The sequence below is a fragment of the Nonomuraea sp. NPDC050643 genome (assembly GCF_040654715.1).
Taxonomy (GTDB): domain Bacteria; phylum Actinomycetota; class Actinomycetes; order Streptosporangiales; family Streptosporangiaceae; genus Nonomuraea.
In genome coordinates, this window is sequence record NZ_JBFAIM010000032.1 from 18,061 (window position 1) to 33,726 (window position 15,666).

Annotated in this window: 14 protein-coding genes and 3 tRNA genes; 8 read left to right on the top strand and 9 right to left on the bottom strand. The window is 71.5% G+C overall.

Annotated features, from left to right (window positions below; all coding sequences use genetic code 11):
- Positions 1-2: 2 nt before the first annotated feature.
- Positions 3-497 (top strand): DUF2087 domain-containing protein, encoded by a 495-nt coding sequence (locus tag AB0I15_RS35370; protein ID WP_358105277.1) that lies wholly within the window; start codon positions 3-5, stop codon positions 495-497.
- Positions 498-503: 6 nt separating this feature from the next.
- Here the strand turns inward: AB0I15_RS35370 and AB0I15_RS35375 are convergent, their stop codons facing one another.
- From AB0I15_RS35375 to AB0I15_RS35405, 7 genes are read right to left on the bottom strand one after another with little or no spacing between them, the layout of a single operon-like run.
- Positions 504-2,174, bottom strand: coding sequence for a beta-N-acetylhexosaminidase (locus AB0I15_RS35375; protein ID WP_358105279.1), 1,671 nt, complete (start codon positions 2,172-2,174; stop codon positions 504-506).
- An 8-nt stretch (positions 2,175-2,182) separates the two neighbouring features.
- Positions 2,183-4,135: an NPCBM/NEW2 domain-containing protein gene (locus AB0I15_RS35380; RefSeq protein WP_358105281.1), complete on the bottom strand. Its 1,953-nt coding sequence runs from the start codon at positions 4,133-4,135 to the stop codon at positions 2,183-2,185.
- 10 nt (positions 4,136-4,145) lie between these two features.
- The gene (locus AB0I15_RS35385; protein ID WP_358105284.1) at positions 4,146-5,690 is read right to left on the bottom strand and encodes an alkaline phosphatase D family protein; all 1,545 of its coding nucleotides are present in this window, start codon (positions 5,688-5,690) and stop codon (positions 4,146-4,148) included.
- Positions 5,691-5,699: 9 nt separating this feature from the next.
- Entirely contained in the window at positions 5,700-7,007 is a 1,308-nt protein-coding gene (locus AB0I15_RS35390; protein WP_358105287.1) for a sugar ABC transporter substrate-binding protein, read from the bottom strand.
- A 14-nt stretch (positions 7,008-7,021) separates the two neighbouring features.
- Positions 7,022-7,831 (bottom strand): carbohydrate ABC transporter permease, encoded by an 810-nt coding sequence (locus tag AB0I15_RS35395; RefSeq protein ID WP_358105291.1) that lies wholly within the window; start codon positions 7,829-7,831, stop codon positions 7,022-7,024.
- A 7-nt stretch (positions 7,832-7,838) separates the two neighbouring features.
- Entirely contained in the window at positions 7,839-8,765 is a 927-nt protein-coding gene (locus tag AB0I15_RS35400) for a sugar ABC transporter permease (protein ID WP_358105295.1), read from the bottom strand.
- A complete protein-coding gene (locus AB0I15_RS35405; RefSeq protein ID WP_358105299.1) occupies positions 8,762-10,063 on the bottom strand; it encodes a glycoside hydrolase family 36 protein in 1,302 nt (433 codons plus the stop codon). Before AB0I15_RS35405 ends, AB0I15_RS35400 begins: the two co-directional genes overlap by 4 nt.
- A 127-nt stretch (positions 10,064-10,190) precedes the next feature.
- Here AB0I15_RS35405 and AB0I15_RS35410 point away from each other — a divergent pair, with 127 nt between their 5' ends.
- Positions 10,191-11,345: an ROK family transcriptional regulator gene (locus AB0I15_RS35410; RefSeq protein WP_358105302.1), complete on the top strand. Its 1,155-nt coding sequence runs from the start codon at positions 10,191-10,193 to the stop codon at positions 11,343-11,345.
- A 101-nt stretch (positions 11,346-11,446) separates the two neighbouring features.
- On the opposite strand, the gene AB0I15_RS35415 is transcribed toward AB0I15_RS35410, so the two are convergent.
- Positions 11,447-12,361: an AraC family transcriptional regulator gene (locus tag AB0I15_RS35415; RefSeq protein WP_358105305.1), complete on the bottom strand. Its 915-nt coding sequence runs from the start codon at positions 12,359-12,361 to the stop codon at positions 11,447-11,449.
- Positions 12,362-12,402: 41 nt separating this feature from the next.
- On the opposite strand from AB0I15_RS35415, the gene AB0I15_RS35420 reads away from it, so the two are divergent.
- The gene (locus AB0I15_RS35420; RefSeq protein ID WP_358105308.1) at positions 12,403-13,182 is read left to right on the top strand and encodes a phytanoyl-CoA dioxygenase family protein; all 780 of its coding nucleotides are present in this window, start codon (positions 12,403-12,405) and stop codon (positions 13,180-13,182) included.
- 1 nt (position 13,183) lies between these two features.
- Here AB0I15_RS35420 and dusB read toward each other — a convergent pair whose 3' ends face one another.
- On the bottom strand, positions 13,184-14,296 hold the full coding sequence (gene dusB, locus AB0I15_RS35425; RefSeq protein WP_358105311.1) for a tRNA dihydrouridine synthase DusB: 1,113 nt from the start codon (positions 14,294-14,296) through the stop codon (positions 13,184-13,186).
- 81 nt (positions 14,297-14,377) lie between these two features.
- On the opposite strand from dusB, the gene AB0I15_RS35430 reads away from it, so the two are divergent.
- The 5 genes from AB0I15_RS35430 (at position 14,378) to AB0I15_RS35450 (ending at position 15,661) form a co-directional block, all read left to right on the top strand.
- Positions 14,378-15,022, top strand: coding sequence for an ACT domain-containing protein (locus AB0I15_RS35430; RefSeq protein WP_358105314.1), 645 nt, complete (start codon positions 14,378-14,380; stop codon positions 15,020-15,022).
- Positions 15,023-15,068: 46 nt separating this feature from the next.
- Positions 15,069-15,140: transfer RNA gene (locus AB0I15_RS35435), tRNA-Gly, on the top strand.
- A gap of 19 nt (positions 15,141-15,159) precedes the next feature.
- Positions 15,160-15,233 (top strand) — tRNA-Cys (locus tag AB0I15_RS35440).
- A 1-nt stretch (position 15,234) separates the two neighbouring features.
- Positions 15,235-15,309: transfer RNA gene (locus AB0I15_RS35445), tRNA-Val, on the top strand.
- A 91-nt stretch (positions 15,310-15,400) separates the two neighbouring features.
- On the top strand, positions 15,401-15,661 hold the full coding sequence (locus tag AB0I15_RS35450) for a hypothetical protein (RefSeq protein WP_358105317.1): 261 nt from the start codon (positions 15,401-15,403) through the stop codon (positions 15,659-15,661).
- Positions 15,662-15,666: the final 5 nt, after the last annotated feature.

A 15,666-nucleotide genomic window follows, 5' to 3' on the forward strand; every position in this document is an offset into this window, starting at 1 on the left:
GAGTGAACGACGAAGAGATCAGGCGCGTCCTCGGGCTGCTCTACCAGGACGACACGTTGCGGACCTTCGCCTCCCTCGTGCTGGGCGCCAACGGCGGGCTCTCCCCCAAGTCGCTGCGGAAGCTGGCCGCCGGTGGCCTCGCGGCGTGCGACGACGACGGGAAGTGGCGGGCCACGCCCGAGCGGTTCCGTGACCTGCTGCGGGCGCACGCCGAGCCCGCCGAGGAGCTGAGCCCCGAAGAGCGGGTGCTGCGCACGTTCCTGGTGGACGGGCGGCTGACGACCATGGCGATGCGGCGCGACAAGCGGCTCGTCGTGCTGCGCTACATCGCGACGGTCTTCGAGCCCGGCGTGCGTTACGCGGAGAAGGACGTCAACGTGGCCCTGCGGGCCTTCCACGACGACTACGCGGCGCTGCGCCGCTACCTGGTGGACGAGGAACTGCTGTCCCGTGAGGACAACGTCTACTGGCGCAGCGGCGGCCACGTGGACATCTAGCGGCGTCTAGCGGAGGTTGCTGGTCCAGGCGTCGATCTTGGCCTGCCACCGTTCCGGCGTCTCCGGCCGCCCCGGCACCCCCGGCCTGGTCTGCCAGGGCAGGGGGCCGTCGGCCCGCCGGTACTCCACGCCGAGAGCGTCCAGCCGCTCCAGGTGGGCCGCCAGCCGGGCGCGGAAGCCGGACAGGTCGCGCCCGGGAGGGCTCCACACCGTCTCGGCGAAGGCCGCGAGCCGGGGGAAGGCCATGTAGTCCACGCGCCGCCCCGAGTCGATCAGCTCGGTCCAGACGCCGCACTGGGCGCCCAGGACGCGGGCGGCGGCGGCCGGGTCGTCGCGCAGCCCGGCCGGGACGGGCTCGAAGGCGTAGACGTCCTCCAGCGTCAGCACCGTCCCGAACGGCACCGGCTCGGCCTCCCCCGGGCCCTGCCGGTAGTCGAAGTAGAGGGAGGTGTTGGCGCAGTTGATGACGTCGTGCCCGCTCCTGGCGGCGGCCACCGCGCCCAGCTCGCTCCGCCACGAGGCGACGACCGCCCCGGGGGCCAGGCCGCCCTCGAGGATCTCGTCCCAGCCGACGAGCCGGCGCCCCCGCGCGGCCAGGAAGGCGCCGAAGCCGCGGATGAACCAGCTCTGCAGCTCGTCCTCGTCGCGCAGCCCCAGCTCGGCGATGCGGCGCTGCGCCGCCGGGCTGGCCCGCCACTGGTCTTTACGGCACTCGTCCCCGCCCACGCACACGTACGGGCTCGGGAACAGCTCCAGCACCTCCTCCAGCACCTCCTGGAAGAACGTGACGGTGGAGTCCTCGACGTTGAGCACGTTCACGCCGACCCCCCACGTCGTGCGCACCTCCAGCGGGGTGTCGAGGTTGCCCAGCTCCGGATAGGCGGCGATGGCGGCCTGGGTGTGGCCCGGCAGGTCGATCTCGGGGACGACCGTGATGTGGCGCCGCGCGGCGTAGGCGACGATCTCCCTGAGGTCGTCCTGGGTGTAGTAGCCGCCGTGCGGGCGGCCGTCCATGGCGCCGTTCCAGCCGGTCTGGCTCTCCGCGCGCCACGCCCCGACCCCGGTCAGGCGCGGATGGCGGCGGATCTCGATCCGCCACCCCTGGTCGTCGGTGAGGTGGAAGTGCAGCACGTTCAGCTTGTGCAGGGCCATCAGGTCGATGAAGCGCAGCACCTCGTGCTTGGTCAGGAAGTGCCGGGCGACGTCGAGCAGGGCGCCGCGCCAGCCGAAGCGCGGCGCGTCCTCGACGTACGCGCCCGGCACCATGAACGGCGCGGTGGACGGCCCTGTGAACGGCCCTGTGAACGGCCCTGTGGACGGTGCCGTGACCGGGCCGCCCCGCGCCTTTCTGAACGCGGCGGCGGGCAGGAGTTGCCGGAACGTCTGCGCCCCGTAGAACGCCCCCGCGGGCCCGCCCGCGACGATCTCGACCTCCTCCGGCCCCACCGTCAGCCGGTACGCCTCCGGCGGCAGCTCCCCGAGCGCCAGCGTGATCGTGCCCAGGCCCTCCCCCGACGGCGGGCGGGGCAGCAGCTCCCCGCCGGTGACGGGGGCCAGCTCGGCGCGCAGCCAGGCCGCGACCTCGCCCAGTGCCGGGTCGGCGGTGAGCGAGGTCCGGCCGTCGAGGACGAACGCGCCCGGCCGGGGCTCGTGCTTGACGGGCTTGGGGACGATCATGAAGCTCCTTACTCGCAGGTGATGGTGGCGTCGGCGAAGTCGGCGTGGTCGGAGGTGGCGTTGTCGCCGCCGTTGGTCGCGACCAGCCGGACGAATCGGGCGCCCTCGACGGGCGCGGTGACCTTGCGGGCGGGCATGGCCCCGGTGAGCAGGCCGGAGTAGGCGACCCGGCCGCCGTCGGCCCAGACCTCGAACCCGGCCGACCCGGCCTGGCCGACCTCGTCGTCGATCCCGGCCTGGAACTCGACCGCCGAGCAGCGGCCGGCGGTGTAGTACTCGATCTCGGCGGGCGCGTGGGCGCCGAGGCCCTTGGCGTACCGGACGCCCTCGATGGTGAGGGGGCGGCCGTCGCCCGCGGCGCGCTCGCCGTTGCTGGCGTCCTTCTCGACCGGGCCGAAGTGGTTCTTGGCGCTGGTCCAGGCCAGGTCGCTCAGGTACATCCGGCCGGGTCCCGGGGCCTTCGCCACGGTCACGACCGCGGTGGCGCTCTGCCCGCCCTGGCGGAAGGTGAGCTCGTGGGTTCCCGGGGTGGCGGGTGGGGTGACGGCCCATGTCACGGTGAACGTGTCGCCGGCCGCCAGCCCGCCGGTCCTGGCCGGGGTGCGGGCCTCGATCCGCCAGCCCTGCGGCGCCTGCGCCGTCACCTCGACCGACCGCAGCCGCGCCGTGCCCCCGGTGTTGGTGACGCGGGTGACGATCTCGCCGGGCACGCCGGGCTCCAGGACCGTGGGCCGGTCGTCGCCGAGGAACGCCGGCGGGTCCGCCTCGAACGTCACCAGGGGCGGCGCCTCCTCCCCGCCCTTGCCGACGCGGTAGAGCAGCGCCGCGTGCGCGGGCACCTGCGCGGACAGCTCTCCCGTCGTGGCGGAGACCGCGCCGCTCCAGAGCTCCTCGACGCGGTGGCGGTAGCCGCCGAGCCGGGTGGAGATGGTGGCCGCCCGGTCGCTCTCGTTGAACAGCGCGATCGCGCGGTCGCCGTTGTCGAGGGGCTTGGACAGCACGTGGTACCAGCCGTCGGTGGTGACGAACCTGCCGTGCGCGCCCAGGCGGTCCTGGTCCACGGCGATCACCTTCGGGTTGGCGACGACCGAGGCCGGCGCCTTGGCCGGGTCGGCCTGGAGGATCAGCGGGGCCGCGCCCATGGCCCACAGCGTGAACTGGGTCCGGTACTCGGTCTCGGTCATCCCGCCGCGCCCTGCCTGGACGAGGTCGGGGTCGGCCCAGCTTCCCGGGCCCGCGTACTCGGCTCTGAGCTGGTTGAACTCCCAGATGTCGACCATGGTGGCGTAGGAGTCGGCGATGGGCCGGTTGTAGACGTTGGTGCGCCAGGTGGTGGCGCCGGCGTCCTTGCCCCAGAGCCAGGGCACGGTGCTGCCGTCCTCGTTGTTCATGGCGAACGTGACGTCGGTGCCGAGGGCCTGGCGCATGGGCGGGTAGAGGGCCTGGGCGATCTGCTGCACGTTCTGGCCGGGGAAGTCGGCCGTGGGGACGCTGCACCAGTCGTACTTGACGTAGTCCACGCCCCACGCCTTGACCTGGGCGGCGTCGGCGGCCTCGCTCCTGTAGGAGCCGGGGCCGCCGCCCGCGCAGGCCTTGGTGCCGGCCGACAGGCTGAGGCCCAGCTTCAGGCCCTTGCCGTGGACGTAGGCGGCGAGTGCGGCGACGCCGCCGGGGAAGCGGGCGGGGTCGGGGGCCAGGGCCGCGCCGGAGCGCTGGGGGGCGAGCCAGCAGTCGTCGATGATGACGTACCGGTAGCCGAGCGGGGTGAGGGGGGCGAGGGCGTCGGCGGCCTGGCGTACCGACTGCTCCGAGACCGAGCAGCCGAGCGTGCGGCTGCTCCAGCCCATCGGCGGGCCGACCTCGGCCGACGCGGCCGACGCGGCCGAGGTCGGCCCGGGGAGGACGGGTAAGAAGGGCATGGCGAGGAGGGCCGCCGCGGCGGCGGCCGTGATGGTGCGCATGGGGGTCCTGTCAGGCGGGGTTGAGCGTGGGGCGGCCGGGCTCGATGACGAACGAGCCGGAGGTGTAGGCGGGGGCGTACGGCTCGGTGACACGCGACAGGGAGCGGAAGTCGACCTTCATCTCCTGGCCGGTGATCCGGGTCCGCACATAACCGCGGCGGCCGTTGAAGAACTTCACGTGCGGGTTCTCGTCCAGCAGGATCTGCGTGTTGGGATATTCGTCCAGGCCGTTGCCCGCGCTCGTCACCGACGTGGTGACCAGCTCGACGGCCACGGACTTCGACCCCGGGTCCTGGTGGTCGCGCTTGACCTCGCCGGCCCAGTGCGAGTGCACGTCGCCGGTGAGCACGACCGCGTTGCGCTTGTAGGCGTCGATGGCGGCGGTCAGGCGGTTGCGGGAGGCGACGTAGCCGTCCCAGCCCTCGTTCGAGTAGCCCTTGCCCTCGCCGTTCGTCCAGTCCATCTCCATGAAGAAGACCTGCTGGCCGAGCAGGTCCCAGGTGGCGCGCGAGCTCTTGAGCCGCGCGTCCAGCCACGCCTCCTGGTCGCGGCCGAGGATGGTCCTGTTAGGTTCGAAGCGGTCCAGGCAGTCGGGGCCGACCGTGCCGCTCTTGCCGGTGCAGGCGTACAGGTCGCGGTACTGGCGGGTGTCGAGCAGGTGCAGGTTGGCGATGTCGCCCCACCGGACGCTGCGGTAGAGCCGGAGCGCGGCGCCGTCCGGCTTCTGGGCGCGGCGCAGCGGCATGTTCTCGTAGTACGCCTGGAACGCCTCGGCCCGGCGCTTGAGGAACGGCGGGTCGGGCTGCTCGGGCACGTCGCCGGCCCAGCCGTTGTCGATGTCGTGGTCGTCCCACACCACGACCCAGGGGGCGATGGCGTGGGCGATCCGGGACTCGGGGTCGGCCTTGTGCTGGGCGTGGCGCAGGCGGTATCCGGCCAGGTCCAGGCATTCGCCGCCGGCCTGGTCGCGGACGGGGTACTTGTAGTCGCCGTACTCGTAGATGTAGTCGCCGAGGAAGGCGATCAGGTCGGGCTGGTCCTCGGCCATCCTGCGGTACGGGGTGAACCAGCCGGTCTGGTAGTCGGCGCAGGAGGTGAACGACAGGTTCAGCGGCCTGGCGCGGATCCCGGGGGCGGGGGTGGTGAGGGTGCGGCCGACGGGGCTGAGCTCGGTGCCGGCCTTGAAGCGGTAGAAGTACTCGGCACCGGCGGTGAGGCCCTCCAGCTCGACGTGCACGCTGTGGGCCTCGGCGCGGCGGGCGTCCTCGGTGCCGTGCCGGACGACGTTGCGGAAGTTCTCGTCGGTGGCGAGCTGCCACTGGACGGGGACGGTGCGGTCCGGCATGCCGCCGAGGCCGTCGAGGGCGACCGGGTCCATGGCGAGGCGCGTCCAGAGCACCACGCCGTCCTGGGTGGGTTCGCCCGAGGCGACGCCGAGCTGGAAGGGGTCGGTCAGAGGGACGGGCCGGGCGGCCGCGCGCACGGGGGTGGCCCCCAGTGCGGCGGAGATGCCCAGGCTCGCGCCCCCGGCGAAGAGTGAACGCCGGGTGATCATGGGGGTCCTTTACTTGACGGTGGCGTTGCCTGCGGCGACAGCCTGGTCTGCCGCTTCTTGCGGAGAGAGTTCGCCGAGGTACATCTCGTTGAAGATCTGGTTAAGCTTCGTCTCGAAGCCGGTGAAGCCGGTGGTGATCGGCAGGGGGAAGGTCGTGCCCGCCGCCTCCTCGACGAACGGCGCGACGTCGATCTTCTTGGCCTTCCAGTAGTCCACGTAGCCCTGCGAGAGGCCGTTCAGCGCGGGCAGCACCCAGCCGCCGTCGGCCATCAGCTTCTGCGGCTCCTCGGTGCCGAGGTAGGCGGCCAGCTTCATGGCCTCCTCGGGGTGCTCGCTCTTGGCGTACACCGCCTCGGCCAGGCCGTTGAGGTTGACCGAGCGGCCCGCCGGGCCCTCCGGCATGAGGGCGACGCCGAGCTCGAACGTCGACTCGGGCGCCACGAACGGCAGCAGCGCGTTGTTGGCGGGGAACATGGCGATCTGGCCCGCCTTGAACATGTCGGTGACCTTGCCGGTGGGCGGGTTGGTCCGGGTGGCGGGCGGGGACACGTGGTGCTTGTTGACCAGGTCCACGCCGAACCGCAGGGCCTGCACCGAGGCTGCGTCGTTGAAGACGTACGTGCCGAAGGGCTTGTCGACGAGCTTGCCGCCGTTGGAGCCGACCCAGTTCATCCACTGGGTCTGGTAGTGGTTCCAGGAGGCGAAGCCGTACGTCTTGACCTTGGCCGGGTCGAAGCCGGCCTCGTCCGGGTGCTTGCCGGCCTCGTCCACGGTGAGCCGGCGCGCCGTGTCGAGCAGGGTGCCGGTGCCGTCGGCCGTCCAGGTGAGCTTGTCCGGCATCTCCACGCCGGCCTGCTTGAACAGGTCCTTGTTGTAGAGCAGGCCGACGGTCCCCCAGTCCTTCGGGACGCCGTACTGCTTGCCCTCGTAGGTGAACGAGCCGACGACGGTCTGGTGGTATTTCGCGGCGTCGATCTGGACGGGGGCCAGGACGCCCTTGGTGACGTACTCGGGGAACTGGGTGGGGGTCATCCAGAACACGTCCGGCGCCGTGCCGGCGACCGCGTCGGCGGTGAGCTTCGTCCAGTACTGGTCGTACGGCAGCAGCTCGATCCGCACGTCGATGCCCGGGTTGGCCTTCTCGAAGGCGGCCATCACCTTCTCGTAGCCGGCCTTCTGCTGGTCGTCCCAGAGCCGGTACGTCAACGTGACCGTGCCCGAGCCGTCCGAGGGGTCCGAGCCCGCGCCGCCGCACCCGGTGAGGGCGAGCACGACGGCCGCGAGCAGGGTCCAGCGAATCGGGGGGTTCTTCAGCATCCGCTGACCTCTTCTTACTTGAGGCCGGTGAGGACCACCGACCTGACGATGTATTTCTGGAAGAAGACGAAGATCGCCACCATCGGCACCAGCGCGATCAGGCTGCCGGCCATCATGAGGTGGTAGTCCACGCCGATGCCGTCCTTGAGCGTGGCGATCGCGACCGTGATGACCTTGGTGTCGTCGCCGCTGGTGATGATCAGCGGCCACAGGAAGCTGTTCCACGACGAGATCACCGTGATGATCGCCAGTGTGCCGAGCGCTGGGCGGCAGAGCGGCAGCATGACCCGGAACAGGATCGTCAGCGGCCCGGCCCCGTCGATCCGCGCCGCCTCCTCCAGCCCGGCGGGCAGGCTCTTGAGGAACTGCCGCATGAGGAAGATCCCGTACGGGGTGCCGAGCACGTACGGGGCGAGCAGGCCGTACCAGGTGTTGACCAGGTCCAGCTCGCGCATGATCAGGAACAGCGGGATCATCGTGACCGCGCTCGGCACCATCATCGTGGCCACGAACAGCCAGAACAGCACGTCCCTGCCTCGGAACCGCAGCCGCGCGAACGCGTAGGCGGCGAACGTGGTGAACACGAGCTGCCCGGCCGTCAGCAGCGCCGTCATCACGGCCGTGTTGAGGATGAAGCGCGGGAAGTCCCCGGACAGCATGTCGGCCAGGTTGCCCACGGTCGGCGGCAGCCCGGGCAGCCAGGGCGCGGTCGAGCTGAGCTGCGCCTGCGTCTTGAACGCGGTCAGCACGACCAGCAGGTACGGGAAGACGGACACGAACGCGCCGAGGGCGAGCGTGGCGTAGAGCAGGATTCGCTTGACCATGGCCGCCTCAGCTCACGTCGTAGGTGGTGCGCTTGCCGAAGAACCTGACCTGCGCCAGCGTCACCAGGAGGATGATCACGAAGAGCAGCGTCGACAGCGTGGCGGCGTAGCCGAAGTCGAACTCCTTGAAGGCCGTCTGGAAGATCCGGAAGTTGAGCACCTCGGTGCTGCGGCTCGGGCCGCCGTCGGTCATCGCGTACACGGTGTCGAACACCTGGAAGGCGCCGATCAGGTTCGTCACCGTGACGAAGAACATCGTGGGGTTGAGCAGCGGCAGCGTCACCCTCCAGAACCGCTGCGCCGGGGTGGCGCCGTCGGTGGAGGCCGCGTCGTGCAGCTCCTTCGGGATGCCCTGCAGCCCCGCCAGGAAGAACAGCATGCTGTAGCCGGTGTGCTGCCAGACGCTGACCAGCGCGACCGCCGGCAGCGCCCAGGCCGGGTCGGACAGCCAGTCGGGCCCCGTGATCCCGGCCAGCGCGAGCGCGCTGTTGAGCGCGCCCTCACGGGGGTCGAAGATCCAGTTCCAGACGAGGCCGAGCACGATCGGCGTGGCCATCCACGGGATCACGAACAGCGAGCGGAAGACCCTGAGGCCCTTGATCCGCCGGTCGAGCAGCATCGCCAGGGCCAGCGCCAGCACGGTCTGGAGCGGGATGCAGAGCAGGACGTAGGCGACGGTGACCCAGAGCGAGTGCCAGGTCTCGCCGTCGGCGGCCAGCCGCGCGTAGTTCTCCAGCCCGACGAACTCGGGCGCCGACAGCAGCTCCCAGTCGAACAGGCTCAGCACCAGGACGATGACCATCGGAAGCAGCAGGAACGCGACGACGCCGAACAGGCTCGGGCCGACGAACAGGTACGCGTGCCAGCCGGTCCCCCGCCGGCGAACGGCCTTGGCCCGCCGGACGCCCGCCTCGCGCAGCGTGTGACTGGTCACGACGGTTCCGTCGCCGTCGGCACCATGAGCCGCCTGGTCGTCTCCATCCCCCACGCGTCGAGCGCCGCGATCGGGTCACTCGACCCGCGCAGCCCGCCCGTGGCCTCGATGTGCGCCGCCCACTCCGCCCTGGCCTCCACCTCGGGCCGCAGGATGATGCAGTCGGGGTCGTTCACCCACCAGCGGGCGTGCAGGAACTCGCGGGCCGCGCCGGTGAGCCGGGCGCCGAGCTGCGAGGGCTGGCTGATGTCGCCGGACTTGGGGTGGAGGGTGGGGGCGATGTCGGGGCTGACCCGCATGACGTCCACCAGGCCGATGCTGGGCAGCATCGGCGCGCCGCACCCGTGCAGCGTGGCCTCGGGGCCGGCGCCCTGCCTGATGAGCTCGAGGCCCAGCCGGTACGCGGCGATCGGGTCGATGTCCTCGCGCCGCAGGCCCGGTAACGCCCCGGCGTAGACGAAGTCGAGCTTGAAGTGGCTGATGCCCATCGCGGCGAACGTCCGGAACACCTCGACCAGGTACGCGGCGGCATCGGGGTGGGTGACGTCGAGGACGGCCAGGTCCTGGTCCCACATGCGGCCCGCGTACGCGCCGCCGACCAGCCAGTCGGGATGCTCGCGGACGATCCGGCCGCGGTGCCCGGCGAGGAACGGCGCGGTCCAGATCCCGGCCCGCCGCCCGGCTCCCCGTACGGCGTCCACGGCCCGTTCCAGCGAGCCGAACCCGGGCCGGGCCTCCAGCCAGTCGCCGATCTCGGCCTCGTAGCCGTCGTCGATGAGGAACATGTCGGCGCCCAGGCCGTGCCGCTCGGAGAGCCGGAGGTTGTCGATGACGTCGGCGTCGGTGACCTTGTCCCAGTAGCCGTACCAGGTGCACCACATGGGCGGGACGGCGGGGAACGCGCGCGGTTCGGCCATGGTGCCCGCCCAGTCGCGCAGGGCCTGACCGAGACCGCCCTCGGCGCGGTGGTGGCGGACGGGCCCGTCGGCGGAGATCACCAGGCGGCCGGCCTCCTCCCGCACCCGGATGGAGGGGACCTCGTGCAGGCTCGGCGCCGACCACAGCTCGACGGACCCGTCGCCCGGCTCGATCGCGAGCAGCCCTTCCCCCTGGAAGGTCCGGTCCGGGACGGGCGTCTCGGGGCGGTAGGCGAGGATCTGGATCGTCGCGTCGGCCGGGCGCGGCGGGGTGTCGGTCCAGCGGTAGGCGCCCGTGGGGCTCCACGACTGCCAGCCGTGCTCGAACACCCGTGCCTCATGGGGGCGGCACCTGATCTCGCCGACGTCCGCGAACGGCATCAGTCCCTCATTCCTCTCGACTTACGAAGGAGCGCTTCATTAGTAGCACCGTGGTTCCTGGGTGGTCAACGGGCGAGCGGCTGGCATAATCCTTAATTACAGAGGACACTTACATTAAGGACGGGCGATGGCGGATCTACGCGGCGGCGATCTCTCCCGGCTGCGGCAGCTCAACTCGCTGACCGCCATCCGGGCGCTACGCGGATCCGGGCCGCTCACGCTGTCGGCGCTGGCCGAACGCACCGGGCTGTCCCGGCCGTCGATGAAAGAGGTCGCCGACGAGCTCATGGCGCTGGGCTGGGTGGAGGAGGTGCCGCCGAGCCCGGGGACGATGGGCCGCCCCGCCCGCCGCTACCGCTTCCGCGCCGACAGCGGCTACCTGGTGGGCGTCGACATAGGGGGTCACAACATCCGGGCCGCCCTGTCCGACCTCGACGGCGAGATCCTCGCGGAGACCCGGCAGCCGGTGCTGCCCGACGACCCGCTGGAGGAGCGCCTGGCCGCGATCGGGCGCGCGGTGTCCGGCTGTCTCGCGCTCAGCCGCACGACGGCCGAGGACCTGTGGATGATCGCGGTCGGCACCATCGGCGTCATCGACGTCGAGGGCCGCGTCATCTACTCGGCCGCGGTCCCCGCCTGGCGCGACCTCGACCTGGCGGGCAGGCTGGGCGAGATGTTCCCGTGCCAGGTGCTCATCGAGAACGACAGCCGCCTGGCCGCCATGGCCGAGACCCGGCGGGGCGTCGCGAAGGGCGCGCGAGACGTGGTGTTCCTGCATGTCGGCAGGCGCATGGGCGCCGGGCTCATCATCGGCGGCAGGGTGCACAGGGGGTTCGGCGCGGCGGCCGGCGAGATCTCCATGCTGCCCGAGGCCCGCTGGTTCGACGCCCCCGAACACCTGAACACGTGCGCGTCGGTCCCCGCGGGCACGCCGCCCGAGGACGCGGCCGGCTTCACGCTGGCGGCCGCGCGCCACGGCGACCCGGTCGCGATCGAGGCCGTCGAGCGCTACGTCGACGACCTCGCGGTGGGCACGGCCGCGATGGTCCTCATCCTGGACCCGCAGATGGTGGTGCTCGGGGGCGGCTTCTCCCGCTCGGCCGACGTGCTCCTCGACCGGCTGCGGGCGCGGCTGGAGCGCGCCTGCATGCGCATCCCGGAGGTGCGGGCCTCGACGCTGGGCGACGAGTGCGTGGTCGTCGGGGCGATCGACTACGCCGTGGACCACCTCGACGACCAGCTCTTCACCCCCGACAAGGGCCCCCTGCCGGTCAGCCGGTGACAGCCGGCCAGTGACAGTCAGCCGGTGACAGTCAGCCGGTGACAGTCAGCCGGTGACAGTCAGCCGGTTATGGTCAGCCGGTGACGGTCAGCCGGTGACGGTCAGCCGCTTGTGCCGCGCAGGCGGGCGCGGTAGTCGCGGGGCGGCAGGCCGTACTCCTTCCTGAAGGCGCGGCTGAAGTGGAACGGGCTGACGAAGCCCGAGGCCGTCGCCACCTGGCCGACGTCCATGTCGGTGACCTCGAGCAGGCCGGCGGCGTGGCGTACCCGGGCCTGGCGTACGGCGTGCATGGGGGTCTGGCCGCTCTCCTCGGCGAACAGGTGGGCGAAGCGGGAGGGCGACAGGGCAACCGCGCGCGCGAGCGAGGCCACCGAGTGCGGGGCGCCCGGCTCGGCGGCGATGATCGACAGGACGCGGCGTACGCGCTCGTCACCCTCCTCCCCGACCCTCGCCCCCGCGGGCCGCGCCGACGCCGTGGCCAGCACCAGCACCTCCTCCACCGCTCCCAGCACCAGCTCCCGCGCGGGCCCGCCGACGACCACGGCCGGCACCCGCACCTCCACCTCCGGGGCGGGCACCCGGGCGTCGGCCGGGGCCGGCGCGTCCGGTGTCCAGCGGGCGTCCTGGATCGCCCGCCGGAAGGCCGAGCCGATCCGCTCGTGTACGGCCACAGGCACCCCCGCCACCAGATGCAGCCCGCCATCCCCGGCATAGGGCCCCAGCCACGCCGTCCAGGTCACGCGCGGCTGGAAGTGCACCCACCAGAACCGCCACCGCCCGGCCCCCGGCGGCACCCGGTAGTGCTGCGCCACCCCCGACCCCAGCACCACCAGATCCCCCGGCCCCACCTCGCACGACCTGCCGCCCTGCTCGACGAACCCCGCCCCCGCCTCCGTCCACAGCAGCAGCCAGCTCGGCGACCCGCCGGCGCGGCGCGTGGCATAGCCGGCCGCCTTGTCGTAGTGGCCCACGATCATCAGCTCGGCAGCAGGAACAGACAGGTCCTCAGCGGTCACAGGCATACCGTCGCACGATCCCGTTCCTTAGCGTGAGAGGCATGAGGCTCAACGACTTCCACGATCAGGGGTTCCTGCTGGTGCCCGCCCTCCTGGCCCCCGAAGAGGTGGCCGAGTTGCGCGACGCGTTCATGGCGCTGCACGCCAGGGGCCCGATCCCGGGGCACTTCGCCCCCCAGCCGCAGGAACCCGGCCGGCCGTACGACATCCTGCGTGACTATCCGCGGATCATGCACCCGCACGAGGTGAACGACCTGGCCCTGCGCTACCTGCTCGACACGCGCATCGCGGCGATACTCCGCGACCTGCTCGAGGAGGAGCCGATAGCAGCCCAGAGCATGTTCTACTTCAAGCCCCCGGGTGCCAGGGGCCAGGCGTTGCACCAGGACAACTTCTATCTCCGGGTCGAGCCCGGCACGTGCGTGGCCGCCTGGGTGGCGCTCGACCGGGTGGACCGGGCCAACGGCGGCCTGGAGGTCGTGCCCGGCACCCACAAGATGGACCTGTTCTGCCCAGAGGAGGCCGACCAGGACGTCTCGTTCACCAGGGAGTACGTACCCCCGCCACCCGGCCTCGAACGGGTGCCCGTGGACATGGACCCCGGCGACGTGCTCTTCTTCAACGGCAGCCTGGTGCACGGCTCGGAGCCGAACAGCACGGCCGACCGCTTCCGGCGCAGCTTCATCTGCCACTACGTGGGCCGCTCGGCCGAGCGGATCGCGGAGTACTACCCGACGATGACGATGTCGGGCGAACGCGTGCGGCTCGAAGCGTCGGCCGGCGGCGGCCCGTGCGGCACGGAGGTCGCCGGACCCCACTGACTCACCCGCCGGAGATCTCCGATTCCGCGTCGTCCTCGGGGATCACGCAGTCCCACGGATCGTCCAGCCAGCCGTCGGGCAGGAGCACCTTGGACCGCTCTCCCGACTTCCCCCTCGGGGTGTCGGTGTTGGGCGGCCACGGCTGGTCGTGCTCCAGCTTGGCCAGCCCTTCCCGCAGCCCGTCGAGCGACTCGGCCGTGGCCAGCTCCCGCCGCAGCTCGCTCCCGACGGTGAACCCCTTCAGATACCACCCGACATGCTTGCGGAAGTCGGCGACGGCGTACCGCTCGATGTCGAAACACTCGGTCAGCCCCTCGGCGTGCCTGGCCATCACCTCGGCGACCTCGCCGAGCGAAGGCCGGGCCCGCTCCGGGTCGCCGTTGAAGGCGTTCTCCAGATCCCTGAACAGCCACGGCCGCCCGAGGCAGCCCCGCCCGACCACCACCCCGTCGCACCCGGTCCGCGCCACCATCCGGACAGCGTCGTCGCCGCACCAGATGTCGCCGTTGCCCAGCACGGGGATCTCGGGCACGGCCTCCTTGAGCCGCGCGATCGCGTCCCAGTCGGCGACGCCGCCGTAGTGCTGCTTGGCCGTGCGGGCGTGCAGCGCGATGGCGGCCACCCCCTCCTCGGCCGCGATCCGCCCGGCGTCGAGATAGGTCAGGTGATCGTCGTCGATGCCCTTGCGCATCTTCATCGTCACGGGCAACGGCCCGGCGTTCGCCACCGCCTGCCGCAGGATCCGCCGCAGCAGATTCCGCTTGTACGGCAGCGCCGACCCGCCGCCCCGCCTGGTCACCTTGGGCACGGGGCAGCCGAAGTTGAGATCGACGTGGTCGGCCAGGTCCTCCTCGGCGATCATCTTGACCGCCCGCCCGACGATGTCGGGGTCGACGCCGTAGAGCTGGATGCTCCTGGGCTTCTCCGACTCCGCGAACCTGATCATCCGCATGGTCTTGGGATTGCGCTCGACGAGCGCCCGCGTGGTGATCATCTCGGACACGAACAACCCCGCGCCCTGCTCCCGGCACAGCACCCGGAACGGCGCGTTCGTGATGCCCGCCATCGGCGCCAGCACCACCGGCGGCCACACCCCAATCGGCCCAATCTTCACGCGTTCAGTTGTAGCGCAGGTCAGGCCGTAACCGGTATTCGGCGGATAGGCTGTGAACGGCATCTTGAGTGGAGGGGATGGATGCTTCTTCGAGTGCGCGTCGCGCTGCCCGACCGGCCCGGTTCGCTGGCGCAGGTGACCAAGGTCCTGGGGGCGGCGGGGGCCGACATCACGCAGGTGACCGTCCTCGACCGGGGCGCCGGCCAGGCCCTGGACGACATCACGATCTTCTGCCCCGACAGCACCCCCAGACAGGCCCTGGTCAAGAGCCTGCAGAGCGTCAGAGACGTCGCGGTCGAGGGCATCTGGACGACCCGCGAGGCGCCGGGCACCTACCCGGAGCTGGAGATCCTCAAATACATCACCACGGCCGGCGACCGCGCGCTCACCACCCTCATCGACTCCCTCCCGGTCCTGTTCAGCGCCGACTGGGCCGCCACCACCGCCGAGGACCGCGTCGTCTACGCGAGCTGGCGCGCCCCGCACGACCTGGCCGTCCCCGGCGAGACCCCGTCCCGCCCCACGGCCCTCACCTTGCCCGGCGACCTGCACGTCATCCACGCGCCCCTGCCCCCGCTGGCCCTGTCCCTCCTGCTGGCCCGCTCCGAGGGCCCGGCCTTCCACCGCATCGAGGTCCACCGCCTCACCAGGATCCTGGAGATCTTCCTCAGCCTGCCCGCCACAGAGCGCAGCGTGGCCCGCCAACTCCGCAAGGAGCCCCGCTGAGTAAGCATCTGGTCCAAAAACCCGCTAGAGTTGTCGAGACAGCAGTGCGGAAGTGGCTCAGTGGTAGAGCATCACCTTGCCAAGGTGAGGGTCGCGGGTTCGAATCCCGTCTTCCGCTCGGAGTGAAGATTTGACTCGGTGGCGTGGCCGAGAGGCGAGGCAGCGGCCTGCAAAGCCGTCCACACGGGTTCAAATCCCGTCGCCACCTCCACGGACGATTAGCTCAGCGGGAGAGCGCTTCCCTGACACGGAAGAGGTCACTGGTTCAATCCCAGTATCGTCCACCATGAAGTGATCAAAGCCCCAGCTCCCGGCAGGTTCGGGAGTCTGGGGCTTCTCGCTGCCGCCCTCTGATCGCTCATCACCACCCTCTCACCCATGGACGATCGGTCCGGGCCAAGGACGTGCCGGAGCAGGCTCCGCGCCCTGCTCTCCCCCGATCCCGGCATCCGCGCCGAGACCCGGGCCGACCCCTGGCAGCTTCCCGGCCGCCCCTCACGCCTCCCTTCCTGGTCCGCCTGGCCGGGCGCGCCACCGCAGGACCTGCCCGGGATCCAGCGCGATGCCCGCGCCCGGCTGGACTCGACCGCCAGGAGATTCCGCGCTACCGGGGTGTCCCGGACAGGTGTGACGAGTTGAGGGCG